Source organism: Bacillus sp. NTK071 (genome assembly GCF_017303315.1).
GTDB lineage: Bacteria > Bacillota > Bacilli > Bacillales > Guptibacillaceae > Guptibacillus.
In genome coordinates, this window is sequence record NZ_JAFKOI010000002.1 from 261910 (window position 1) to 284936 (window position 23027).

Annotated in this window: 29 protein-coding genes; 2 read left to right on the top strand and 27 right to left on the bottom strand. The window is 39.9% G+C overall.

Translation table 11 applies throughout. The annotated features are described in order from the left end of the window. Nucleotides 1–6: 6 nt before the first annotated feature. The 25 genes from dxs to JI666_RS05685 form a co-directional block, all read right to left on the bottom strand. Nucleotides 7–1899 (bottom strand): 1-deoxy-D-xylulose-5-phosphate synthase, encoded by a 1893-nt coding sequence (dxs, locus tag JI666_RS05565; RefSeq protein WP_206889724.1) that lies wholly within the window; start codon nucleotides 1897–1899, stop codon nucleotides 7–9. A gap of 19 nt (nucleotides 1900–1918) precedes the next feature. Further along, a complete protein-coding gene (locus JI666_RS05570; protein WP_136947476.1) occupies nucleotides 1919–2527 on the bottom strand; it encodes a hypothetical protein in 609 nt (202 codons plus the stop codon). A gap of 768 nt (nucleotides 2528–3295) precedes the next feature. After that, nucleotides 3296–4153, bottom strand: a complete 858-nt coding sequence (locus JI666_RS05575; protein WP_206890380.1) for a polyprenyl synthetase family protein — start codon at nucleotides 4151–4153, stop codon at nucleotides 3296–3298. Nucleotides 4154–4173: 20 nt separating this feature from the next. After that, nucleotides 4174–4410, bottom strand: coding sequence for an exodeoxyribonuclease VII small subunit (locus tag JI666_RS05580; protein ID WP_206889726.1), 237 nt, complete (start codon nucleotides 4408–4410; stop codon nucleotides 4174–4176). Next, entirely contained in the window at nucleotides 4397–5755 is a 1359-nt protein-coding gene (gene xseA, locus JI666_RS05585; protein ID WP_206889727.1) for an exodeoxyribonuclease VII large subunit, read from the bottom strand. The genes JI666_RS05580 and xseA overlap by 14 nt, the downstream gene beginning before the upstream one ends. Before the next feature lie 20 nt (nucleotides 5756–5775). Beyond that, complete coding sequence (gene nusB / locus JI666_RS05590) at nucleotides 5776–6162, bottom strand: transcription antitermination factor NusB (RefSeq protein ID WP_206889728.1); 387 nt, start codon at nucleotides 6160–6162, stop codon at nucleotides 5776–5778. A 127-nt stretch (nucleotides 6163–6289) separates the two neighbouring features. Continuing rightward, entirely contained in the window at nucleotides 6290–6685 is a 396-nt protein-coding gene (gene yqhY / locus JI666_RS05595; protein WP_206889729.1) for a lipid-modulating alkaline shock protein YqhY, read from the bottom strand. A gap of 10 nt (nucleotides 6686–6695) precedes the next feature. Next, nucleotides 6696–8063 (bottom strand): acetyl-CoA carboxylase biotin carboxylase subunit, encoded by a 1368-nt coding sequence (gene accC / locus JI666_RS05600; RefSeq protein ID WP_206889731.1) that lies wholly within the window; start codon nucleotides 8061–8063, stop codon nucleotides 6696–6698. An 11-nt stretch (nucleotides 8064–8074) separates the two neighbouring features. Next, nucleotides 8075–8560: an acetyl-CoA carboxylase biotin carboxyl carrier protein gene (accB, locus tag JI666_RS05605; protein WP_206889733.1), complete on the bottom strand. Its 486-nt coding sequence runs from the start codon at nucleotides 8558–8560 to the stop codon at nucleotides 8075–8077. Between the two features lie 391 nt (nucleotides 8561–8951). Further along, nucleotides 8952–9506 carry a SpoIIIAH-like family protein gene (locus JI666_RS05610; RefSeq protein WP_206889735.1) on the bottom strand — a complete coding sequence of 185 codons (555 nt, stop codon included), beginning with the start codon at nucleotides 9504–9506 and terminating at the stop codon, nucleotides 8952–8954. Nucleotide 9507: 1 nt separating this feature from the next. After that, nucleotides 9508–10146, bottom strand: a complete 639-nt coding sequence (spoIIIAG, locus tag JI666_RS05615) for a stage III sporulation protein AG (RefSeq protein ID WP_206889737.1) — start codon at nucleotides 10144–10146, stop codon at nucleotides 9508–9510. Nucleotides 10147–10151: 5 nt separating this feature from the next. Continuing rightward, a complete protein-coding gene (gene spoIIIAF, locus JI666_RS05620; RefSeq protein WP_206889739.1) occupies nucleotides 10152–10766 on the bottom strand; it encodes a stage III sporulation protein AF in 615 nt (204 codons plus the stop codon). A gap of 10 nt (nucleotides 10767–10776) precedes the next feature. After that, on the bottom strand, nucleotides 10777–11949 hold the full coding sequence (gene spoIIIAE / locus JI666_RS05625) for a stage III sporulation protein AE (RefSeq protein ID WP_206890383.1): 1173 nt from the start codon (nucleotides 11947–11949) through the stop codon (nucleotides 10777–10779). A 33-nt stretch (nucleotides 11950–11982) separates the two neighbouring features. Continuing rightward, nucleotides 11983–12372 carry a stage III sporulation protein AD gene (gene spoIIIAD / locus JI666_RS05630; RefSeq protein ID WP_136947800.1) on the bottom strand — a complete coding sequence of 130 codons (390 nt, stop codon included), beginning with the start codon at nucleotides 12370–12372 and terminating at the stop codon, nucleotides 11983–11985. 12 nt (nucleotides 12373–12384) lie between these two features. Beyond that, the gene (spoIIIAC, locus tag JI666_RS05635; protein WP_048308951.1) at nucleotides 12385–12591 is read right to left on the bottom strand and encodes a stage III sporulation protein AC; all 207 of its coding nucleotides are present in this window, start codon (nucleotides 12589–12591) and stop codon (nucleotides 12385–12387) included. Between the two features lie 19 nt (nucleotides 12592–12610). Beyond that, entirely contained in the window at nucleotides 12611–13123 is a 513-nt protein-coding gene (gene spoIIIAB / locus JI666_RS05640; RefSeq protein ID WP_206889741.1) for a stage III sporulation protein SpoIIIAB, read from the bottom strand. 1 nt (nucleotide 13124) lies between these two features. Beyond that, nucleotides 13125–14060, bottom strand: a complete 936-nt coding sequence (gene spoIIIAA / locus JI666_RS05645; protein ID WP_206889743.1) for a stage III sporulation protein AA — start codon at nucleotides 14058–14060, stop codon at nucleotides 13125–13127. A 75-nt stretch (nucleotides 14061–14135) separates the two neighbouring features. Continuing rightward, nucleotides 14136–14396: a DUF2619 domain-containing protein gene (locus JI666_RS05650; protein ID WP_136947488.1), complete on the bottom strand. Its 261-nt coding sequence runs from the start codon at nucleotides 14394–14396 to the stop codon at nucleotides 14136–14138. A 101-nt stretch (nucleotides 14397–14497) separates the two neighbouring features. Next, complete coding sequence (locus tag JI666_RS05655; RefSeq protein ID WP_414635127.1) at nucleotides 14498–15151, bottom strand: TetR/AcrR family transcriptional regulator; 654 nt, start codon at nucleotides 15149–15151, stop codon at nucleotides 14498–14500. Nucleotides 15152–15166: 15 nt separating this feature from the next. Beyond that, the gene (locus tag JI666_RS05660) at nucleotides 15167–16186 is read right to left on the bottom strand and encodes an ABC transporter permease (RefSeq protein WP_206889744.1); all 1020 of its coding nucleotides are present in this window, start codon (nucleotides 16184–16186) and stop codon (nucleotides 15167–15169) included. Further along, nucleotides 16183–16905 (bottom strand): ABC transporter ATP-binding protein, encoded by a 723-nt coding sequence (locus JI666_RS05665; RefSeq protein ID WP_206889745.1) that lies wholly within the window; start codon nucleotides 16903–16905, stop codon nucleotides 16183–16185. Before JI666_RS05665 ends, JI666_RS05660 begins: the two co-directional genes overlap by 4 nt. A 132-nt stretch (nucleotides 16906–17037) precedes the next feature. After that, nucleotides 17038–17595 carry an elongation factor P gene (gene efp / locus JI666_RS05670; protein WP_136947491.1) on the bottom strand — a complete coding sequence of 186 codons (558 nt, stop codon included), beginning with the start codon at nucleotides 17593–17595 and terminating at the stop codon, nucleotides 17038–17040. 18 nt (nucleotides 17596–17613) lie between these two features. Beyond that, a complete protein-coding gene (locus JI666_RS05675; protein ID WP_206889746.1) occupies nucleotides 17614–18681 on the bottom strand; it encodes a M24 family metallopeptidase in 1068 nt (355 codons plus the stop codon). Between the two features lie 14 nt (nucleotides 18682–18695). Continuing rightward, nucleotides 18696–19121, bottom strand: a complete 426-nt coding sequence (aroQ, locus tag JI666_RS05680; RefSeq protein ID WP_206889747.1) for a type II 3-dehydroquinate dehydratase — start codon at nucleotides 19119–19121, stop codon at nucleotides 18696–18698. 103 nt (nucleotides 19122–19224) lie between these two features. Beyond that, the gene (locus tag JI666_RS05685) at nucleotides 19225–19755 is read right to left on the bottom strand and encodes a YqhR family membrane protein (RefSeq protein ID WP_206889749.1); all 531 of its coding nucleotides are present in this window, start codon (nucleotides 19753–19755) and stop codon (nucleotides 19225–19227) included. Between the two features lie 237 nt (nucleotides 19756–19992). Between JI666_RS05685 and JI666_RS05690 the strand changes: the two genes are divergently transcribed. After that, the gene (locus JI666_RS05690; protein ID WP_206889752.1) at nucleotides 19993–20940 is read left to right on the top strand and encodes a DUF1385 domain-containing protein; all 948 of its coding nucleotides are present in this window, start codon (nucleotides 19993–19995) and stop codon (nucleotides 20938–20940) included. 22 nt (nucleotides 20941–20962) lie between these two features. Then, complete coding sequence (locus JI666_RS05695) at nucleotides 20963–21352, top strand: SA1362 family protein (protein ID WP_206889753.1); 390 nt, start codon at nucleotides 20963–20965, stop codon at nucleotides 21350–21352. Nucleotides 21353–21388: 36 nt separating this feature from the next. On the opposite strand, the gene JI666_RS05700 is transcribed toward JI666_RS05695, so the two are convergent. Together JI666_RS05700 and mntR are read right to left on the bottom strand one after the other, a co-directional pair. After that, entirely contained in the window at nucleotides 21389–22291 is a 903-nt protein-coding gene (locus JI666_RS05700; RefSeq protein WP_206889754.1) for a patatin-like phospholipase family protein, read from the bottom strand. A gap of 79 nt (nucleotides 22292–22370) precedes the next feature. Next, complete coding sequence (mntR, locus tag JI666_RS05705) at nucleotides 22371–22802, bottom strand: transcriptional regulator MntR (RefSeq protein WP_206889755.1); 432 nt, start codon at nucleotides 22800–22802, stop codon at nucleotides 22371–22373. Nucleotides 22803–23027: the final 225 nt, after the last annotated feature.

Here is a 23027-nt window from a genome sequence, read left to right on the forward strand (position 1 = left end):
GCTCTTTTATGCCCTCTTTTGCTTTGCTGGTATCATTTTCTTTGCTTTAGCAGCAATATCGGTTGGTGTTAATCCAATTTCCTTCAGTAGCTCATTTACACTACCATGCTCAATATACGTATCCGGAATACCCATTCTTTGAATAGTGCCATGTTGATAGCCACTATCGTTCACATATTCTAACACAGCACTACCAAAGCCTCCTTGAAGAATCGCTTCTTCAACAGTAAGCATTGGGATACCTTCGTCCATCAATTCAGCCATCATGAACTCATCAAGAGGTTTAATAAATCGAGCATTGATTACCCGTGCTGAAACGCCTTCCTTTTCAAGAATATCAGCTGCCTTTAATAAGTCCTGAAGAGTTGGACCAAATGAAAGTAGCGCTACATCTTTACCTTCACGAATAATTTCCCATGTGCCTATAGGGATCTCTTGAAGCTCTTTGTCCATTTGTATACCTAAACCATTCCCTCTTGGATAGCGAACGGCAATTGGCCCCTGATTATATTGTAGACTTGTATATACCATATGCTGAAGCTCATTCTCATCTTTCGCCATCATCAAGACCATATTCGGCATATGGCGAAGGAAAGAGACATCGAATACTCCTTGATGTGTTTCACCGTCTGCACCGACTAAACCTGATCGGTCAATCGCAAGGAATACGTTTAGATTCTGTCGACAAACATCATGAACTAACTGATCATATGCTCTTTGTAAAAACGTAGAATAAATAGATAAAACAGGTTTGAGTTCTTGGGTAGCTAGACCAGCTGCCATAGTAGTAGCATGTTGCTCAGCAATCCCAACATCAAAAAGCCTCTCAGGGAATTGCTTCTCAAATCCTTCCCACTTTGACCCAACGGTCATAGCAGGTGTAATGACCGATATACGATCATCATCTTCTGCTAGCTTTCGTACAGTTTCACTAACAACCTTGCTGTAGCCTGGTGCTGCAACTTTTGGTTTAATCTGCTCTCCCGCTTCGATTTTATATGGACTTACACCATGCCATACGCCAATCTCATCGTTTTCTGCAGGATGATAACCTTTACCTTTTTTAGTCAGAACATGGATTAAGACAGGCCCTTTTGTTTTCTTAGCATATTTAATGTTTTCCATTAATGCCTCAACATCGTGTCCATCAACAGGTCCAAGGTACGTAAAACCGAGTTCTTCAAAGAAAATACCCGATACTAGTAAATACTTTAGTGCATCCTTCACTCTCTCAGCAGTAGATGCTAAAGCACCACCAAATGCAGGGATCTTCTTCAGTAAGTATTCAAGTTCTTCTTTCGCTTTATGATATTTTCCAGCAGTGCGAAGTTTCCCTAATACATTATGAAGAGCACCAACATTAGGGGCTATTGACATTTCATTGTCGTTTAGAATGACAAGCATATCCTTCTGCTCATGACCAATATGGTTTAGAGCTTCTAATGCCATACCACCAGTTAGAGCGCCGTCACCGATGATTGCTACGACGCTTTCATCAGTCCCCTTCATATCACGTGCTGCTGCCATGCCCATTGCTGCAGATAATGAAGTCGAGCTATGTCCAGTTTCCCAAACATCATGCACGCTTTCATTCCTTTTCGGAAATCCACAAAGCCCTTTGTACTTACGCAGCGTATCAAATCTTGAAGCTCTACCCGTTAGAATTTTGTGAACATAGGCTTGGTGGCCAACATCCCATATAAACTTATCCTTTGGGCTATCAAAAATCTTGTGTAGCACAATTGTAAGCTCAACGACACCCAGGTTAGGACCTAGATGACCTCCAGTTTCGGATAATTTGTTAATCAGAAAACATCTAATTTCTTCGGCTAGTTCTGTCATATCATTAGTGTCATAATTTTTCAGGAATTTTGGACTATCGATTTTTTCTAAATCCATGGGAATTTCCTCCCCTTCTTTATTTCGATTTACGGTTGCCTTTTTTCTTTTTGGATTGATTGCCTACCATTTTAATTTTAAATGTTTTTTCTACATAATAAAGGAACCGACCTACTTGAAAAATAATTCCTGTAGAAAAGTGGATGGCAAACGTTTTACCGAGCGCTTTCCCGCCTACAGTTAAGGCCGCAATTACACTTGTAAATACTACTGATATTATATATTGAAACATTGATCCATCGCTATGTCCAAGTTGAAGCGTCAATTGCACTACAACAGTTGCAGAAGCTGTACCACTTATAATACCCGAAATGTCTCCAATCACATCATTACAAAAACTAGCTACGCGATCTGCGTTTCGAGTGACAAAGATGGCATGCTTTGCTCCGGTCAATCGTTCAGCAGCCATTGCATGGAAAGGTACTTCATTTGCTGCTGTTGATGCTACTCCTATTGTATCAAAGAATATACCAATAAGAACGATCATTAGTACAACAAACATTCCAAGTGCCCACGATACCCCACTCAATACTGCTGTTGAAATAATTGAAAAAATAGCCGCTAACACAAGTGTGATAACGGCAATAGCTAAACTCCAATTTATGGATTTTGATACGGAAGCTTTCATATCTACTCCTTGTCCATTATATAATCACATAAAAATAGGTGTTCAACTACCGGGTAATCCAAGGGTCAGTCAAATGCCCCCTGTTCCCTGTCAGTCGAACAACCCTGTTGTCGTATGTAGTGAAGAGTGGTCACTTAAAGAGTAAAGACTGCGGCTTAGGTCCAGTAGGTTTTCCCAGATCGATACCTGAACGTCGCCATTCAGGCGGTTTCCCTTTACATCAATCTTAGCGTAGTCACCATGCGCTAGACTGGATTACCACTTAGTCCGCACTATAATCCCCTTTAAGTGTCACTCGGAACAGTCTAGGAGTTTTCCTCAACAGTTCCACACATTTCCTAGCCTCTTTTGCAGAGCAGATTTCATATGGGTGGTAGGAAATAAACTGCCGGCCGAGCTGAAAATTCCCAATAATCCATAATCCCCTCTAGCTCCACTCAAGGCAGGCTACGCTGTTCAACTGCGTTCCCATGCAGCTGAAACAGGTTCATACCCCAATTCATAGCAGGCAGCGTTAACCGCTCTGCTACAAGAATGGGCCTCCGCGGAAGCAGGGTCAACGCCCACATGCCTTTGTGGATCGCCCTGCGACCTTAACTCCCAGCATCGACCCAAGTCTGGGCGACTCAAGCCAACACCAGGAACTTCATCGATGTGCCCTATGGCGGATTTTTAGGCCCGCCTTCAGAAATGGCGAACTGACTAGAATACTGCACCACTCTAGCTTAACTTATTATACCATATGATATAGTAATCCTCAATTAAGTGTTAATGGTCACGTTCGACAATAAATTTCGCGATTGATCGAAGTCTATCATGATTAATCCCCGAAGCAGATAAATGCTTTAAGGCTTCTTTGAAATGGAACGTAAGCTTTTCCTTTGCACCTTCTAACGTAAGGAGCTTTGGATATGTGCTCTTGTCATTATTCTCATCGCTTCCTGGGAGTTTACCGATTTTGTCCTGATCGCCTTCTACATCAAGAATATCGTCACTAATCTGGAAAGAAAGACCCATATGCTCTCCAAACTTTTTTAGATGAGAACGTTGTGAGTCATCAGCATTTGCGATAATAGCACCTGCAAGTACGGAAAACACGAGGAGTTTACCAGTTTTATGATGGTGGATATATTCAAGTTTCTCAAGCGTTAACTCCTGCTTTTCTCCATCTAAATCAGCCATCTGCCCCCCAACCATACCACCAGGTCCAGCAGAATTTGCAAGAAGCTTAACGATTTCCACTTTCTGATCACTTGTAAGGGATGCGTCAGCAATAATTTCGAAGCTCTGGGTTAACAAGGCATCTCCTGAAAGAATCGCTGCTGCCTCACCAAACACTTTATGGTTTGTAGGCTTACCTCGTCTTAAGTCATCGTCATCCATAGCTGGTAGATCATCATGAATAAGAGAATATGTATGAATCATTTCAACTGCACACGCTGTAGGAATAGCTTTCTCGATCGGCTGACCAAACGCTTCTACAGTAGCAAGCATAAGAATCGGTCGAATTCTCTTTCCACCTGCTTGAATGGAGTAGATCATGGCTTCTTTAAGCGTATCAGGCATTTCAACTTTTTCGATAAATAGCGGAAGCTCTTTGTCTATCAGTTTCTTGCAAGTGTTCATATAAGAGGTTAGGTCAGAGATCACACTTCATCCTCCTGAACAGAGAAGCGTTTAATTTCACCGTTCTCTTCCACAATCTGATCCATCTTTCCTTCAACTGATTGGAGCTTCTCGTGACAAATATTAGATAAGTTCATTCCTTCCTGGAATAAAGAGATCGCTTTTTCAAGCGGAACATTTCCTTCTTCTAGCGCACCTACGATTTGCTCAAGTTTTTGCATCGCTTCTTCAAATGTTACATTCTCATTTTTCTCCATTCGAGTCACTCTCCTCTAATCCCCAAACATGGCAATCTATTTTTCCATCTGTCATCTCAACCTTTAGAACATCGCCAGGTTGAACCTGCTTAACAGATTTAATGAGTTCTTCTTCTTTATATGCAAGGCTGTAACCACGCTCCATCACCTTCAGAGGGCTAAGAGCATTTAACTTGCCGGCAAAAAGTGAAAAATCACGCTGTTTCCCATGCAATACTCGTTGCATTTCTTTCTGTAAAGATCCTTTTAAATCATGAAGTTCTTGAGTTGATTCCTTCAACAAACGATTTGGATGCTGTTTAACTAGTTGTTTATGGTTTCTGTCGACGCGCTCCCCAGTATAAACGAGCAACCTTTTCATTGTCTTCTGAAGACGTTCAACCTGTAGATCAAGCTCTTGCTCTTTTTGCCTCAAAAGTTGATCAGGATAGCGAAAAGCATAAGATTTCTGAAGATTAGTTAATCGTTCTCGCTCAGAAAGTTGCTTCTCTTTCATAGCTCTCAAAAGTCTATGTACTCTCTGATCCAATCGTTCTTTCAGTTCAACAATGCTAGGAACCGCTAGTTCTGCAGCACCTGTAGGTGTTGGAGCTCTTAAGTCAGCGACAAAATCAGCAATGGTAAAGTCTGTTTCATGACCAACAGCTGAAATAATTGGTACACGAGAGCTAGCAATGCTTCTTGCTACATCCTCTTCATTGAATGCCCAAAGTTCTTCAATAGATCCTCCACCGCGCCCAACGATTAAAATATCAATCATATTCATTGCGTTCGCCATTTCAATTGCCTGTACAATTGAACTTTTGGCGCTATTACCCTGCACAAGAACAGGGAATACAGTTATTCTTGCTGCAGGATAACGTCTCTTTATTGTTGTGAATATGTCCCGAATTGCTGCACCAGTAGGGGAAGTAATAACACCAATTTCTGTAGGATAGCGTGGAATTGGTTGTTTGAGGTCTTCAGAAAACAATCCTTCAAACTCGAGTTTGCGCTTCAGTTCTTCATAAGCGAGGTACAAGTTTCCAATACCATCAGGTTGCATTTCCTTTGCATAAAGCTGATATTGTCCGTATGGCTCAAAAACCGAAATTTCTCCTCGAATTAAAACTTTCATACCATTCTCTGGCTTAAACTTCATGTGGCGGTTGTTTCCTGCAAACATTACCGCCTGAACACGAGATTTATCATCTTTCACTGTAAAATACAGATGACCTCTATTATGAAGTTTTACATTAGATAATTCACCACGGAGCCATACATCTTGAAGTGCAGGTTCATTATCAATCATTCGCTTAACATGTCTCGTTAACGCGGTGACCGATATGTAGCGATCTGCTTTCACAACAATCCCTCCTGCCTGTCTTAGCTTTTTTGCATGATCTTAGAGAGAACACCATTAACAAAACGCCCGGATTCTTCTCCTCCGAACAGCTTTGCTAATTCAACAGCTTCATTTAAACTAACGTTAACTGGTATATCGTCTCTTACGACCATTTCATATGAAGCCATACGAAGAACTGAGCGATCGACATTCCCAATTCTACTAAAACTCCAGTTAACAAGATTTTCTTTAATGACTTCATCAATTTTCTCGAGGTTTTCAAGCGTTCCGAAGACAAGCTCAGATAGAAACTCGTCACCTTCTCCCTCATTCAATACGTGCTCTAGCGCCTCACGTGGATCGGTGTCTGTTACATCTATTTGAAACAATACCTGGATGGCTTTTTCTCTTGCATGTCTTCTTTTCATTGCTATACTCCTTTTACGCTTATATTGCTATACCAATTGATAATAGCATATTGTAGCAGACAAATACAGGTTTTCCACTGTTCAATTCCATTCTCCAAATTAAAAAGCAGGGGGAATACCCCCCTGCTTATTCTTCGTTTTCCTGCTCTTTTTTATCAAATGTAATGCCAACCACGCTGACGTTAACTGCACTAATTTCGAGAGCAGTCATTGTTAGCAGTGCCTGTCGAATGTTCTCTTGCACTTTTTCACATACTTCTGGGATTGATAATCCGTAGCTTACTACCACATAAGCATCAATTATGATACCATCTTCACCTAGCTCAACTTTGACGCCTTTTCGATGATCTTTACGACCAAAGCGCTCGACGACACCCGAAGCGAAATTACCTCTCATTTCAGCTACTCCGTCAACTTCAGACGCTGCGATGCTACCAATGACTTCGATAACTTCTGGAGAAATTTCGACTTTTCCAAGTCCAGTATCGTGCTCTTCCATTTCAAATGATTGAAGTTCATTCATTTTGAACACCTCACTTAGAATTCGTTGATTGTTCTGTTAAATCATATTTCTCAAGGAATTTTGTATTGAAATCTCCACTAACAAATTTCTCATGGTTCATTAAACGCATATGGAACGGTATTGTTGTTTTAACGCCTTCAACCACAAATTCGCCAAGTGCACGCCTCATTCTTGCAATCGCTTCTTCACGTGTATCCGCGTAAGTAATCAACTTTGCAACCATGGAATCGTAGAAAGGCAAAATGTCATATCCAGGGTAAACGGCTGAATCAACTCGAACACCGAAACCACCTGGAGGAAGATACATTTCTACTTTACCTGGAGATGGCATGAACTTTTTGTCAGGGTCTTCTGCATTGATTCGGCACTCAATCGCCCAACCTTTGAATGTAACATCTTCTTGTTTAAAGCGAAGCGTTTCATCAGAAGCAGCCCGTATCTGTTCTTTAATCAAGTCAATTCCTGTTACCATCTCAGTCACAGGGTGCTCAACCTGAATTCGAGTATTCATTTCCATGAAGTAAAAATTCCCTGATGGCTCAAAAATAAACTCTACAGTACCTGCGCCTGAATAATTTACGGCTTTAGCAGCCCGCACTGCAGCGTCACCCATTTTTTGTCTGATTTTTGCGTCAAGAGCTGGAGAAGGCGTTTCTTCTACAAGCTTCTGTAACCGCCTCTGGATTGAACAGTCACGTTCACCAAGATGAATCGCGTTCCCATGGTTATCTGCAAGAACCTGGATTTCTACATGACGGAAATCTTCAATGAATTTCTCAATGTAAACTCCAGGGTTCCCAAAGGCTTGGGATGCTTCCTGTTGGGTAATATTAATCCCTTTGACTAGTTCTTGCTCGTCCTTAGCGATTCGTATACCCTTACCACCACCACCAGCAGTAGCTTTAATGATAACCGGATAACCCATTTCGTTTGCAAGGGCTACACCTTCTTCTACGTCCTTAATAATTCCTTCAGAACCGGGAACAATTGGGACTCCAGCTTCTTTCATCGTTGTTCTAGCAACATCTTTTGTTCCCATACGATTAATTGCTTCTGGGCTAGGGCCAACAAATGTTACATTGCATTCTCTGCAAAGCTCTGCAAAGTCGGCGTTTTCAGCAAGGAACCCATAACCAGGGTGAATAGCGTCGACACCTGTAACAGTAGCAATGCTCATAATATTTGTGAAGTTTAAATAGCTATCTTTCGCTGCAGTTGGTCCAATACAATAAGCTTCGTCTGCAAGTCGCACATGTAATGCTTCCTTATCAGCCTGAGAGTATACCGCTACTGTCTCTATTCCAAGTTCTTCACAAGCCCGAATGATTCTAACCGCGATCTCTCCTCGATTAGCTACGAGTAATTTCTTAATTTCCATAATACGATCACCTATGCTTTCACTAAAAACAGAGGCTGTCCGTATTCAACTAGTTGTCCATCTTCAACTAGCATCTCTACGATTTCTCCATTTACCTCTGCCTCTATTTCATTGAAAAGCTTCATCGCTTCAATGATGCAGACAACGCTATTTTCTGAAACCTTTTCTCCTGTTTTCACATAAACATCTGTGTCAGGATTAGGGCGAGCGTAAAAAGTACCAACCATTGGCGATTCAATTTTATGTAAAGATTCATCCGCTTGCGTATTTGTTGCTTCTTCTTTGGGTTGTTCAGGAGTAGCAACTGGAGATTTAGCTGGCTCAGGTACTTCTTTTGCAACAGGCTGTTGGGTTGGTTGTTCCACCGGTGCCTGTGCGTACTGAACTTCATTTTTCTTCATAACAATTTTCGAACCGTCATTTTCGTATTCAAATTCATCAATGCTTGATTGATCAATTAGTTTGATCAACTCGCGAATTTCTTGAACTTTTAACAAGATTTCCACTCCCTGTCTCATTTTTTGCGCTTGCATAAGTAATTAGTAAGGAGGGTTATTCTGTGCAGAAGACACGCTCCAAATTATATCAATTATAGCATAATTCTTACTGACATTAGTATCTCCATTGAAAAGCACAAAGAATCAAAACCCTAAATTATGACCATTGTATACAAGCTGGTCCTAAGCATATTCATCATATCATATCTTCTGTTTAGAAGGTAGAATGCATATATCAAGCGTTTTCTCAATAAGCGTAACAAAAATAGAGAACGTTTTCATTTCTATAATAGTATATCATTGTTACTTCTTCAAAAAAAACGATTAGACTGTTAAACAATTCAAGACAAAATAACATAGACAAAAAAATAAGATGGAGAAAATCTCCATCTTATTTCGCTACAGGTTGGAACTCCACTGCGATTTGGTGCCCTTCTCCAAGTTGCTCCTGAGCAAGCATCATAATATTGTTTGCCTCTTCATTAGACAACTGATCCGCTTTCACAATGACCCTTACTTTATCATTATCAAGTGTATAAACAACGGCATCACTATAACCTTCAGACTTAATAACATTCTCAAGTACGGATTCTTGTTGAGATAATGCCATTAATTCTTGACGCTGTTCATGTGCTTCGTTCCGAAGATCAGCAGAAGCTTCACTTGCTATAACGGCCGTATAATCTTCAATCGCTGCATCTCTTTGCTCTTGAATTTCAAGCCTCAATGCCGCAAAAGCTTCATCGCTTGAGAGGCTTGATGAAACAACATCCCCATCAGCATTTGTTTCTTTTGCTTCATTGCTTTTTGCATCATCTTGACTCTGCTCTTGATCTCCTACAAACGCTACATTATCAGTGCCAGGTGTCATAATATAATAGGCCGATAGAACAATAATTAAACTTAGCATTGTTAGTAACCAAACCGTTTGCTTTTTTAAGACCATCTCATGATTCCCCCTTTAGTTTCTTCGGTAAGACCATGACGCGATGACTTTTTACATCAAGAAGCCTCGTCACTGCATCGACTATCATTTTCTTCACTTCCATGTTCTCTGCACCAACCGCCACCACAACAACCCCTCTAACAACTGGCTTTTTCGTACTAACTATAATTGGTTCCTGCCCTTTATCACTTTGTACCACCACAACCTGCTCTTCACTGGATTGCTCTTCAATCTTTCGTGATCCACCTTCTTTAGGAGATTCATAAGTATATTTATCAGTAGAAGTGCTGTTTTTCTCAACAACTTTTTCTTCAGTAGAATCTAAATTAACGATTACAGTTGCATCGGATACGCCAGCTACTTCATCGAGCGCTTCCTTCAGTTGAGTTTCGTATAAATTCTCATATTCTGACATTGTCGACGGATTAGACTTATTCTGACCGAAAGCAGGTTCACTATCAGACGAGTCTGCCTGTTCAGAAAACACTTCCTGGCCGGAATCAGGTGCAGAAAAGAAATTTCCGGCAAACATAAAGATGATTCCAAGTGCTGCCGCTATAATTAAATAGATCGATGGCATTCCTTTTTTCTTCTTGGGTTGCTTTAATTGATCGAGCCAGCTAGTTGGTTTTTCATCCATGTACCCTATTCTCCTCCTTTCACCTGAACTCCGACCTGCTTAGGATACAGCTTCCATTCATCTGCTAGAAAATAAGCTACTTTTTTAGAAGCACTATCAGTAGAATCGAAATCTTCTAAATCATTCTCTTCAAACTCCAACGAAACAGATACGGCTTCAATATCGTTAACTGATTGATCAGTAGCCGCTTCTTTCACCATCACTGCAATTTGATCAATATTCTTCTCGCCTTCTTCTTCAGTTAGATGAAGTGCTATACTACTAATTTCAAGATTAAACCGCTCTCTCAACTCCTTTTCGACCTGACTTTTCAATTGGACAGCCATTTGTTCTTCAATATATGCAGCATTCGATGCTTGTATTTCACTTTTCTTTGATTCAATTGTATTTTCTAGTTTTGCACTTCCAGTAAAATCGTTTATCGTGGCAGATCTTAGCATTGAATTGAAATCTTTTGAAAAGATCGTAAGTACTGGAGAAAGTATGACTGCCATTAACATTAACCCAATAACCATTTTGACATATCGCTGCATACTGGAGTTCGGAAGCAAGAGTTCGAGAACCGTCGCAAGCAGGATGAGTACAATGATATTTGTTACCCAGCCTGTAAGAATACTCATTTAGCCCCTCCTATCTCACCATTAACGTTATATTTCCTGATGCGATAATGATTGTTACAGCAAGGAAAAACATAAGTGATACGATAGCTAGTGCTGCAAAGATAAACAAAATACTTTTTGAAATAACGTTCAAGGATTGAATAATTGGTCCACCGCCTAATGGTTGAATGACCGCTGCCGCGATATTGTATATCAACACGAGCGAAAGCACCTTTAATGCTGGAAAAGCACAAATCATTAAAAGAATGACTACACCAGCTAGTCCAACTGTATTCTTTAATAAGACGGATGCACTTAAAACTGTATCTGTTGCATCAGTAAACATTCTTCCAACGACAGGAATGAAATTTCCAGTTACGAACTTTGCCGTTCGAATTGTGATTCCATCAGCCACAGCAGTTGTTGCCCCTTGAACAGATATTACTCCAAGAAAGATTGCAAAAAATACACCAAGAGTCCCAATGGCTATATTTCGGATAAGATTCGAAAGTTGCGTCACTTTATAATGTTCACTTATAGTACTAACAATCGCCAGTACTGCTGATAAAAACAGCATAGGTAGAACAAATTTTTGAATAAGTAAGCCGCCGGTATTGACAAGGAAAAGAACGATTGGATGAAAGAATGCAACCGAGGCAACACCACCTACAGAAGCCATAAGAGCTAACAATAAAGGTATTAATGCTAGAAGAAATCCCATCATATTTGCAATTGCATTCTCTGTATATTGGATAGCAACATGGAAGCTGTTCAAAGCTAGGATTATTAAAACCATGTAGATAATACCATATGCGACTGTACTAACAGCTTTGTGTTCAAAGGCATTTTGCATATTCTGTAGAAGTATACTGAAGATCGCTAACAAAATGAGACTACCGAGAAGCTTTCCATGTACAAGGAGTTCATGAAACAAAAATTTCACTAATCCTAATAAATAGGCTTTAAGTGATAGTTTCTTTTCACCTTTAACAAATTCCATAAAAGAACCTTTTTGGCTTTCTGGCAAAAAACCACCATACTCTTCAATGACTTCATTCCAATAAGTTTGAATTTCTTGTAAACCAAGTGATTGTAACTGCTTGTCTACAAATTGATCAGGCATTGGTTTGTCTTCGCCGGTCTGTGCAGTAACTTGACTTGTATAAGTAAAAAGGGAAAAAAAGAGGAACAGCAGCGTCAACATGATTTTTTGTTTGTGCACGTCTCTCCCCCTCCCTTATGCTGGCAATAATCTGAGAACAGTCTCAATGATTAATGTCAAAATTGGAATCGCCATCGTCAAGATCAACAGCTTTCCTGCAAGTTCGATTTTGGAAGCAATCGCGCCCTGGCCGGCATCTCTTACAATTTGAGCCCCGAATTCAGCGATATATGCGATGCCAATAATTTTCAAGACTGTTTCTACATATACAAGATCTACGTTTGCCTTTGCTGCTAAACTCTCTAACATCTGAATAATATGTTGAATTTCTCCTATTAAATAGAGAAAGATTAAAGCACCTGTGAACACCGTAATGGTAAATGCAAACACAGGCTTTTGCTCTTTAACGACAATGACAAGGAAGGTTGCGATTAAACCCAGGCCAACAATTTGAATAATATCAATCGCAGACACCCCCTACCCCTGGAAAAGAAAGACTCCCCGTATTTTCTGAAAAAGGTCATCAATTATCGTAATCACCATATAAAGTACAACGATAAATCCAATCAATGTTACCCAGTGGGCATATTCTTCCTTCCCCATTTGTTTAAGAATGGTATGAAGCATGGCCACAATAATTCCGATACCAGCAATTTGAAAAATTGTATTTACATCATGATTCATCTGCATTTCCTCCCAGTGACTAAATCAAAAGTATGACAAGTAGAATTCCTCCGAGAACCCCTAGACTCTTAAACATCCGTTCATACTTTGTTTGATTATTTCTTGCTTCATTTTCTTCACGTTCGAGATGAATCAGTGCAAGCTTAAGCTGTTTCTGCTCATGCTCACGATCTTGCTGACCAATTGTTGCGCCAAGCTGCTTCATTATTTCTTTCTCCTCTTGTTTAAAAGCAGTATACTTCCAGACCTCATCCATACTTTCAATCCAGGCTTCATAAGCAGTTGAATGCCCTGCATCAAGCTTTTTTCTGAATGAATCAAAAAACCACGATACAGGATGTCCTACCTGTCTACATATATGACCACACGCCATACTAAGTGGCGTAATTCCATAAACAATTTCTGCTTCTAATGACTGAAGTGCCGCTTTTAATTGTCTGAGTTGTCGTGAGCGCTCACTTACAGTTCTAGACCATTCAATCCCCGCCCAGGTACTAGCTAAAATTATGAGAACTGCTCCAAGTAGCTTCATGCTACATCACCTTTTTACGTCTGATTTCTTTACCTGTTTTATCTTTAATTGCTTTAACTGTTCCAGGTCCGTCGGAACGAGAAAGCTCAACAATTCGGTCAAAAACTCCAGAACGAATTAACTCTTGAATACTTGGCCTTCTGTACAAATCTTCCATGACGTGACCATGTATTGTTACAACAAGTTGTATCCCTGCATTAATTGCTTCAATAATTGCTTCACTATCCTCACGTCGACCAATTTCATCAACTACAATAATATCTGGACTCATAGAGCGAATCATCATCATCATTCCTTCTGCTTTAGGGCAGGCATCTAGAACATCTACACGATGACCAAGTCTATGCTGCGGAATTCCTTTTACACATCCAGCAATCTCAGATCGCTCATCTACAATCCCTATTTTTGATGACTGTATCCTTCTCATCTCATCTCCTTCGCCCATAATACGAGTTAAATCACGTAGCATCGTTGTTTTACCTGATTGAGGTGGACCAAGGATAATCGTGTTCATCCAACCTCCTGCATAAAGATATGAAACAAGCGGTGTTGCTATGCCAAGCTTCTGCCTCGCAATCCTTACATTGAATGAAGCAATGTCTCTAATTGCTTTCACGTGTCCATTCGTGGTAATAACTTTACCTGCGAGACCGACTCGATGACCCCCTTGAATTGTGACAAACCCTTTCTTTAATTCTTCCTCTAAGGCATATAGCGAATATTGACTCAGTTTATTAAGCATCTGGGCCGCATCATCTTTAGAGACATAATACTCACTACCGTTTAATAAAGGAAAAACAGGCTTACCGGTCATCATAATTTCAAGTGGCCTATTAATGCGGATTCGAATTTCTTCCATCGATTCTTTATCATTTTGAGAAAAATTTTGAATAATTCTTTTCACACCTTCTGGCAGGAGACGAAGAACTTCCTCCACATATGTCCCCCCTTTCTATGCTTGTTTCTCCCTACACTAGTATTCCTGACACAATCTGATTATGTCTCAACTTATTTAAGAGAGCGTTCCTGCAAGGATGAAGGCGACTCCAATAACTATGAGAAGAATTTTGCCAATTGATAAATCACCTGCAAGACCGATTAACCCTGCCGACATTGTAACGATCAGAATAATTGGGCCAACTATCGCAAGAATGGCATTGATCAACATCGCGCTTCTAAGATCATTGAAAAGAAGGATAAGAATGGCAGCTGTAAGTTCGATAAGTCCAGAAACGATTCGCAGAATTCCCATAACTAGAACTGAATGAAGCATCCTAAGCCTCCCCTGCCTGTTTGTACAACTTATGAAGAAATTGCACATTTAAGAATGATGCTTTACCACAAAAAAACACCTGGCTACTTTATGCCAGATGTTCATCTTGCTTTAACTCCATTCATGATAAATTGGATCGTCATTTCTATTTCTTCTTCTTCATTCCACTCATGGTCAGGTAAGAAAATGTAGCGAGCCAAGAAAAAGCCCATAATCGAGGAAATTGTAAGCCTCACCACGGAAGATGGAGGCATTTGAACTAGTTCTCCCTTTTCTTGAAAGTGACGAACGATATTTTCAAACCGCGTATAAATATCTCTTGCTACATGTTCAATAAATTGGGCACGAAGTTCTTCATGAAAGGGGATCTCTTGCACTAGAATTCTTACAATTGGTAAATGCTTTTGAATAAAGGTTCGCCTATTACGTACCATAGCTTCAAGAAATTCTTCGTAAAATTCATAGTTCTTTTCTAACACTTTGTTTAGATCTTTCACAATGAAAGGTGCCACAAGGTTTCCCATAACTGGTGTTACAATAGCTAGTAACAATTCTTTTTTCGTTTTGTAATGTCTAAAAATCGTTCCTTCTGCAACACCAGCACGACGGGCGATTTCACTTGTTGATGAAGCTGCAAATCCTTTTTCAGAGAACATTTCAATTGCTGCTTCAACGATACGCTTTTGCTTATCAGTCAACTCGCCAGTTTCTCCTCCATTAAGGAGCGAATCGGTCTTACTATTATTCATTTTCATCTGTTCCTCCTGCCACTATATTCGTCGATGTTTTTTGAGCGCAAACACATTCAAGATAATAAACACAAATGAGAAGCCAATTAAAACAAGCAAATCGGCCCATATTTCTGATATTCCTTGTCCTCTGATCATAACATCACGAAGAGCATCTGCTCCATAATAGAGAGGTGTTATCGGACCGATCCAACTCAAATAATCAGATACGGTATCGAGGTTAAACAAACCAGAGAAAAACAGCTGCGGAACAACAACTAATGGTATGAATTGGATCATTTGCAGTTCATTCTTTGCAAAAGCTGATAGCAAAATCCCGAGCGTTAATGCACTCAGAGCAAGCATAAGTGTTACGAGAAGGACATAAAAGAAGGAACCTTCCATTTTTAGATCGATGATATAAATACTATAGAGAGCGATAATAGCTGATTGAAGCATTGTAAATAGTCCAAAACCAATTACGTACCCTGTGACAAGTTCCCATCTTTTAATTGGACTTGCAAGAAGACGTTCAAGTGTTCCCTGGGTTCGTTCTCTTAAAAAAGATACCCCTGCTATGAGAAAAACGAAGAAGAAGATAAAGAAGCCTACTAGAACAGGACCAAAATAATCAAATGTTGTCATATCACTTGATCCATATGTGTAAAGGATAACCATTTTGGTTTCAGCACTCTCCGAGCCTATACTTCCTTTAATTCGTTCAACAACAGCTTTATTTATGGAAGGATCGCTTCCCTCCAAGTAAAGTTTTCTTTCTTCATTATTAAAATCCATGATGGCATCGTAGTCTTTTTCTTTTATTACCCCTTTTATATCCTCGGTAGCTTCTATCTTAGTAACCGTTACATCGTTTCCTTCTATTTTTTCAATGACTGCATTCGGCACATTAACTACCCCGATTTTCAGCTTAAGGTCCTCTCCATTAAAAACAAATGATAACATCGTTAATACCAATATTGGAGCGACAATCATAAGCGCCATTGTTCGTTTATCATGAATAAACTGACGTAAAATACGGATTACTACCGCATAAACCCTCATCTCTTCACCCCCCCATAAGTAAGAAAAGCTTGCTCAATAGTTGTTGATTTGGTGTTTGTCTTAATTTCATCTGGTGTTCCGACTGCGATTAACTTGCCTTCTCTTATTAAACCCAATCTTGAACAGCGTTCAGCCTCATCCATCACATGAGTTGTTACCAGTATAAGAACCCCTTTCATTCGCAACGCTTCAAACGTATCCCAAATCCTTTGACGGAGAGAAGGATCGATACCTACTGTGGGCTCATCAAGTAAAAGAATATCCGGCTTATGCAATAACGCTATCGCAAGAGACAGTCGTCTTTTCATACCTCCTGAATAGGTCTCTACCTTCTTATCGAGATGCTGTTCAAGGTCTACTAGCTTCATTACTTCTTGAATTCGTTCTTTTCGTTCCGTACGCTTAACTCCACTAAGGCTTGCAAAGAATTCTAAATTTTCTTTAGCTGTTAACTCAACATATAGAGCATCTGCTTGCGCCATATACCCCATTCGGTTCATTACGTTAAGATCTGGCATTTGTTGATTAAAGACTTGAACAGTTCCTTCTGTCGCTTCCTCAATACCGCACAGAAGTTTAACCAACGTTGTCTTACCGGAACCTGATGGTCCAAGGAGTCCAAAAATCTCTCCCCTTTGAAAGGTTAGTTCAATAGCGTCAAGTATTGTCGTTTTTCCATAGCGCTTTGTTACACTCGCCTGAACCGGATACGTATCCATAAGCTACCTCCTTTAAATAAGTGATTACTCACTATTATATTAATTGATCACTCGCATTTCGTAAAGTGAGTAATCACTCATTTCTTTGCGATAAAAAAACCGCTCAAAAAGAGCGGTTTTGGTTCGTTATAACTATCCGCGGGAAACGTATTCCCCTTTTGAAGTATCAATAATTAGAACGTCACCTTGGTTGACGAAAAATGGTACTTGAACAGTCAAACCAGTTTCGACAGTTGCTGGCTTCGTTCCACCTGAAGCAGTATCGCCTTTAATTCCCGGCTCTGTTTCAGTTACAAGAAGTTCAACCGTATTAGGTAGTTCAACGCCAATCGTTTCCTCACCATACGTACGAATCGAAATTTCCATGTTTTCTTTCAGAAACTTTAATTCGTAATTAATTTGCTCTGCAGGGAGTTCAACTTGCTCATATGAGCTTGTGTCCATGAAAGTATGCATATCTCCACTTGCATAAAGGTATTGCATCTTGCGATTTTCGATATGTGCTTTTGCAACTTTTTCTCCTGCACGGAATGTTTTTTCTTGAATGCCGCCAGTTCGAAGATTACGTAGCTTCGTTCTTACAAAAGCAGCTCCTTTACCAGGCTTAACATGCTGGAAGTCCATAACCGTCCAGATGCCGTTGTCTACTTCAATTGTTAGTCCTGTCTTTAAATCGTTAACAGAAATCATAGGTAGTCCCCCTCTTTATTATTCGCCGAGGATCAGCAATTCCTTTGTGGAATGAGATAGCTTTTCGTTTCCTGACTCGGTGATTACAGTATCATCTTCAATTCTAACGCCGCCTTTACCAGACAAGTAAATACCTGGTTCAACGGTTACAACCATTCCCGGTTCAAGTACCGTATCAGATTTGGCAGAAAGACCAGGGCCCTCATGGACTTCTAGTCCAATACCATGGCCAAGTGAGTGGCCAAAGTAATCTCCAAATCCATTAGCTGCAATATGATCACGAGAAATGGCGTCTGCTTCTTTCCCGCTCATCCCTGGCTTAATTTGTTCCATCGCTTTTAGCTGAGCTTCAAGAACAGTATGATATACACCCTTCAGTTCTTCTCCTGGATCTCCGACAGCTACTGTTCGTGTAATGTCAGAGCAATATCCTTTGTAATAAGCACCAAAATCAAGGGTTATAAGCTCATTATTTGCAATAACCTTATCACTCGCAACACCGTGTGGGAGAGCGGAGCGAACACCCGATGCAACTATAATATCAAAAGAAGATGATGTAGCGCCATTTTTTCTCATGAAAAACTCTAGTTCATTAGAAACATCAAGCTCTGTTAAACCAGTTCTGATATAGTTTGTGATGTGTTGGAAAGCTGCATCCGCAATTTCAGTTGCTTCTTTTAAAACCTTTAATTCGCTAGAATCTTTAATCATGCGTTGCTTCTCGAGCAATCCACTGATTGGAATAAGTGTTCCCTCAACTTTGTTCTCATACGCTTTAAAAACCTGATATGTAAGCTGCGTTTCTTCAAATCCAAGTTTCTTAACGCCTAGTTGATTTGCTACTTTTGCTACTTCATCAACTATTGGCCCCTTGTGCTGAACGATGTCAAAGTCTTTCGCTTGCTCCTCTGCTTGATCGATATAACGAAAGTCTGTAACAAACTTTGCTTCCTTTTCTGTTATAAGGACAACACCAGAGCTACCAGTAAAGTGAGAAATGTACCTACGGTTGCTTGTTGAAGTAATTAACATTGCATCAATATCATATTCTTTAAATGACTGACGTAGCTTCTCAATACGTTCCACTTAATCGTCCTCCTTCAGGATAATAAAAATGATCTTAGTGCTAGTTCATATCCATTCGTTCCAAATCCTACAATTTGCCCTCTAGTGACTGGTGAAATGACAGAAGTATGTCGGAATGTTTCACGGTTATGTACATTACTAATATGCACTTCGACTACTTGGACAGAAACACTAGCAATTGCATCACGAATAGCATAACTATAATGAGTAAAAGCACCGGGGTTAATAATGATACCCGCTGCATCCTCTGCTTCATGAATCCAATCGATTAAATCACCTTCATGATTTGATTGTCGAAAAATAATCGAAATTCCATTTTCATTAGCAACTTCAGCTAATCGACTTTCAACCGTTTCGAGGGTTTCACTTCCATATATCCCTGGTTCGCGTTTACCAAGCCTATTTAAATTCGGTCCGTTAAGCACATAGAAAGTTCTCATCCCTGTCCCCTTTACCATGACTTGTTTTCCACTGAGAACATTGGTGATTGTCCTAAAAGCATTAAAAAAAAAGAGAATGTTCCATGAACATTCTACCATAGCTTCATTTGTTTGAATAGGAGGTGCTCGCTTGCTGGTTTTCATGATATTCGAACGAAATCGAATAACCAATAAATACACCATACAATAGATATAGACAGATGGTTGTGACCATTGTATTTTTATCGAGTTTCATAATCGAAGGAAGTTCTGGAAACATCGGGTTTAATAAATAGAATACTATTACCCACAGAACAAGACCATATCCAAGTCCAGCAAGCATGTTATTAATTTTCACTAGCGTTACCTTGTAAAGAAATGCTACAAGAATTGAAACGAGACCAATTGCCATTATACCAATCCACTGGCCAAGTTGTTCATTCTTCCACTCCCCAAGAGCCCATGGAGATAAGATAAGAGATGGGGGTACCTTAGTGAACTTAAAGAGATATGTTAAGTATCCTATTAGACCCCAGAACACCCCTCCGACGATACCTATTGTTACAATTTTTGACGTGAAAGAAAGAGGTTGTTCTTTCTTATCTTGGTCCAGTTGCTCCTGATCGTTTTGATCTTGTTGTGTCTCTTTTTCCATATCATTCACCTCACGGCTTAGCTTCTCCAATTTATTAATGAATTATTTATTATAAAATGACATGTTGAAAAGATTAAAATACATTATGTTGGGGAAAATGATTATTAGAATCTCTTACCTAGAGGTTTCTTACCTAGAGGTTTTTGCCTATATCTTGTAGAATGTAAGTTAAGTACATTAGCAATTGCTAGAATATCATTAAACATTCTACTTAACATAATAGGTTGGTGAGAGATATTGTCAGATACAAACAAGCCTGCATATGGCGGGCAAGCAGTTGTTGAAGGTGTTATGTTTCAAGGCAAACATACATCAGTAACTGCTATTCGGCGGAAGGACGATTCAATTAATTATCTAGAAGTCCCAAAGCATCCGAAGCCAATTCGAACGAAGCTTAAGAAAATTCCTTTTATCCGTGGTGTAGTGGCTATTATTGATGCAAGCGGAAATGGGACTAAGCATCTGAATTTTTCAAGTGAGCGTTACGATGTCGACCCTTCAGAAGATGAAGAGGTATTAGGGAAAGAAGAACCTTCTAAGCTAACTTTGTTATTAGGTGCAGCTGCAATTGGTGTTATATCCTTTGCATTTGTGAAAACAATATTTACACTTTTACCCGCACTAGCTGCTGCTTCACTGGAATTTATTTTCCCTGGGCATGTCGTGCAGAACCTCATTGAAGGATTTATCAAGCTTATCCTTCTCCTTGGCTATATTTACTTCATATCGCTTACGCCAATTGTTAAGCGGGTGTTCCAATACCATGGAGCTGAGCATAAAGTGATTAACGCTTATGAAGCTGGACTTCCAATTACGATTGAAAATGTCCAGAAACAATCTCGCTTGCACTACAGATGTGGAAGTAGCTTCATCTTATTTACAGTTGTGATTGGGGTATTCATCTACCTGTTAGTTCCTACTGATCCTTTATGGGTAAGGTTAGTCTACCGTGTTGTTCTTATTCCTGTAGTACTTGGAGTATCCTTCGAAGTGCTGCAGTTAACGAACAAATTGAGAGATGTACCAGTTCTTAAAGTACTTGGCTATCCTGGTCTTTGGGTTCAGTTACTCACAACAAAGAACCCAGATGACAAGCAAGTTGATGTGGCAATTCATTCATTTAACGAATTACTTTCTCGCGATAAATTACGAGAGGAAGATGATTCAAGCACTAAAGTTGTTTAAAGACGAACAGGAGGTGAATCATTTGTCGCGCCGTGTTGTTCAACCTCTGATTTATATGATTATTGGTCTTGCTGCTCTCGGCTTCATTTGGAAACTGTTCACTGACCCATTAGGTCTTGTCACACAGCTTCTGATTACCGCCGCGATTGCTGCTCTTGTTATTTTCCTTGTCAGGAAACTGATGACAAAGAAGATGGGGAAACAATCAACTTCCTATCAAAAAGCCGCAAAGCAATCATCCAAAATGCAGAAAAAGAAAAGTGCACCACGTAGAAATGCGCCTCACCTGCGCGTTATACCATCTAAACGACTCATGCCTAAAAAACGATCTTTACAAGATGATAAAAAGCAAAATCCCTTTACAGTCATTGAAGGCCGCAAAGGGAAAAAGAAAAATAGAGCACTGTTTTAGAGGAAAAGCTAGCTGAGTCCTGTCAGCTAGCTTTTTTTATGTGAAATCAGGTAGTTTCCTCCACGTATTTAAGAACTGCGATGTGCGATCTTTTCCAAGCTGAATTAACTTCTTCTGTCCCTGTCTTTCTAACTTAAATTCAGTCGTCACATCTTGATTTACAGGTATAAAGACGATATTCTGAGCTTTTTGCTCATCAATATACCTTGCATCATGTGCTTGTTTCATTGTTTCAAACAGTGCATGATACATATCTACTGCATTCGATATTTTATGTTCTGATGCGTGTTCGAAATTTGCACTTAATTGAAATCCCAATACAGGTCTCACAGCCTTCTGTTTATCTTCAGGTTGAAAAACCCACAATGGAAAATTACTTAAAATACCGCCATCTACGATGTAATGTTTTCTGCCATCAATGGTATAGAGTGGTTGTGGTTTAAAAAAGAATGGTAAACTCGCACTCAACCGCACTGCCTTTGCAACAGAGAACTGCTCTGGTACAAATCCATACTGATCAAGATCATCAGGTATCACGACTAGGCGGCCTTTTGTGATGTCAGACACAATGATTTTCAGAGACCCTTCAGGTAAGTCACCAAACGTTTCAATCCCTTTTTCCCTCAAAAGTTCCCCAACCCAACATTCTAAGTCTTTTCCCGAATAAAGCCCTAAATTCCAATAAAGCATCAGCCATCTCATAAGAGGAAAAGTGAAGCCAGGATTTCGTTCTAGTAATGTTGTTAAATCAGTATCAAGTAATATTTTCTCAAGTTCATTGCCCTTGTAACCAGCTATAATAAGAGCTGCCATCAAGGCCCCAGCGCTTGTTCCTGCCGTTCGCTTAAATGTGAGACCTCGTTTTTCGACGGCTTGAAGTGCTCCTACGAGTGCAATTCCCTTTACGCCACCACCGGAAAATACGCCGTCAATAAACACGCGCGCGCCCCCTTTCCACCTTATTACAGCGTAAGCTTACTGCATGACTTTTAGTACATAAAAAGAGCAATCCGAATAATTATTCGGATTGCTCTTCGTTTTTCCGCTGCACTTCACGCAGGTCTTCTACTCGTTTACCTGTTTCTTCAAAATATTGAACAAGATCGCCAATTCGATCGATTGCATCCCAACTAAGATGATGTTCGATGCCTTCAACATCTTCGTATATATTCTCCTCATTGACCCCGATAACACTTAGAAATTGTTCAAGCAAAGCATGGCGATCAACGAGACGCTTGCCAAGCTTTTTTCCTTTAGGAGTAAGCATAAAGCCGCGATATTTTTCGTAAACGACATATTTACCTTTATCTAATTTTTGAATCATTTTGGTTACCGAGGAGGGATGTACCTCTAATGCTTCCGCGATGTCGGATACGCGGGCATAACCTTTTCCGTCTATTAGTGCATAAATACGTTCGATATAATCTTCCATACTTGGAGTAGTGGCCATTGGATTCCCTCCATCTTTTATTCCATTTAAGCCAGACAATAAAAGCATACACCATAGTATGGGCTGATACAAGGAAAGGTTCCAATCGCTTTTATGACTAACTTAAACAAATAAGAAAAGCTGTGTCTAGGAAATCTAGCATGGAAATAAGTAGTTCTATCCCTTATTACCAAGGGTTTGAGACAACACAAAAAGATTGAAGGATAGACGATTGCGTCTATCCTT

Bases quoted from the DNA above. Each gene is read 5' to 3' on its own strand.
- dxs (WP_206889724.1), bottom strand. From the start codon at position 1,899: ATGGATTTAGAAAAAATCGATAGTCCAAAATTCCTGAAAAATTATGAC.
- JI666_RS05570 (WP_136947476.1), bottom strand. From the start codon at position 2,527: ATGAAAGCTTCCGTATCAAAATCCATAAATTGGAGTTTAGCTATTGCC.
- JI666_RS05575 (WP_206890380.1), bottom strand. From the start codon at position 4,153: ATGAACACTTGCAAGAAACTGATAGACAAAGAGCTTCCGCTATTTATC.
- JI666_RS05580 (WP_206889726.1), bottom strand. From the start codon at position 4,410: ATGGAGAAAAATGAGAATGTAACATTTGAAGAAGCGATGCAAAAACTT.
- nusB (WP_206889728.1), bottom strand. From the start codon at position 6,162: ATGAAAAGAAGACATGCAAGAGAAAAAGCCATCCAGGTATTGTTTCAA.
- yqhY (WP_206889729.1), bottom strand. From the start codon at position 6,685: ATGAATGAACTTCAATCATTTGAAATGGAAGAGCACGATACTGGACTT.
- accC (WP_206889731.1), bottom strand. From the start codon at position 8,063: ATGGAAATTAAGAAATTACTCGTAGCTAATCGAGGAGAGATCGCGGTT.
- JI666_RS05610 (WP_206889735.1), bottom strand. From the start codon at position 9,506: ATGGTCTTAAAAAAGCAAACGGTTTGGTTACTAACAATGCTAAGTTTA.
- spoIIIAG (WP_206889737.1), bottom strand. From the start codon at position 10,146: ATGGATGAAAAACCAACTAGCTGGCTCGATCAATTAAAGCAACCCAAG.
- spoIIIAF (WP_206889739.1), bottom strand. From the start codon at position 10,766: ATGAGTATTCTTACAGGCTGGGTAACAAATATCATTGTACTCATCCTG.
- spoIIIAE (WP_206890383.1), bottom strand. From the start codon at position 11,949: ATGTTGACGCTGCTGTTCCTCTTTTTTTCCCTTTTTACTTATACAAGT.
- spoIIIAC (WP_048308951.1), bottom strand. From the start codon at position 12,591: ATGAATCATGATGTAAATACAATTTTTCAAATTGCTGGTATCGGAATT.
- spoIIIAB (WP_206889741.1), bottom strand. From the start codon at position 13,123: ATGAAGCTACTTGGAGCAGTTCTCATAATTTTAGCTAGTACCTGGGCG.
- JI666_RS05650 (WP_136947488.1), bottom strand. From the start codon at position 14,396: ATGCTTCATTCAGTTCTAGTTATGGGAATTCTGCGAATCGTTTCTGGA.
- JI666_RS05655 (WP_414635127.1), bottom strand. From the start codon at position 15,151: ATGAAAATGAATAATAGTAAGACCGATTCGCTCCTTAATGGAGGAGAA.
- JI666_RS05660 (WP_206889744.1), bottom strand. From the start codon at position 16,186: ATGAGGGTTTATGCGGTAGTAATCCGTATTTTACGTCAGTTTATTCAT.
- JI666_RS05665 (WP_206889745.1), bottom strand. From the start codon at position 16,905: ATGGATACGTATCCGGTTCAGGCGAGTGTAACAAAGCGCTATGGAAAA.
- efp (WP_136947491.1), bottom strand. From the start codon at position 17,595: ATGATTTCTGTTAACGATTTAAAGACAGGACTAACAATTGAAGTAGAC.
- aroQ (WP_206889747.1), bottom strand. From the start codon at position 19,121: ATGAGAACTTTCTATGTGCTTAACGGACCGAATTTAAATAGGCTTGGT.
- JI666_RS05685 (WP_206889749.1), bottom strand. From the start codon at position 19,755: ATGGAAAAAGAGACACAACAAGATCAAAACGATCAGGAGCAACTGGAC.
- mntR (WP_206889755.1), bottom strand. From the start codon at position 22,802: ATGGCCACTACTCCAAGTATGGAAGATTATATCGAACGTATTTATGCA.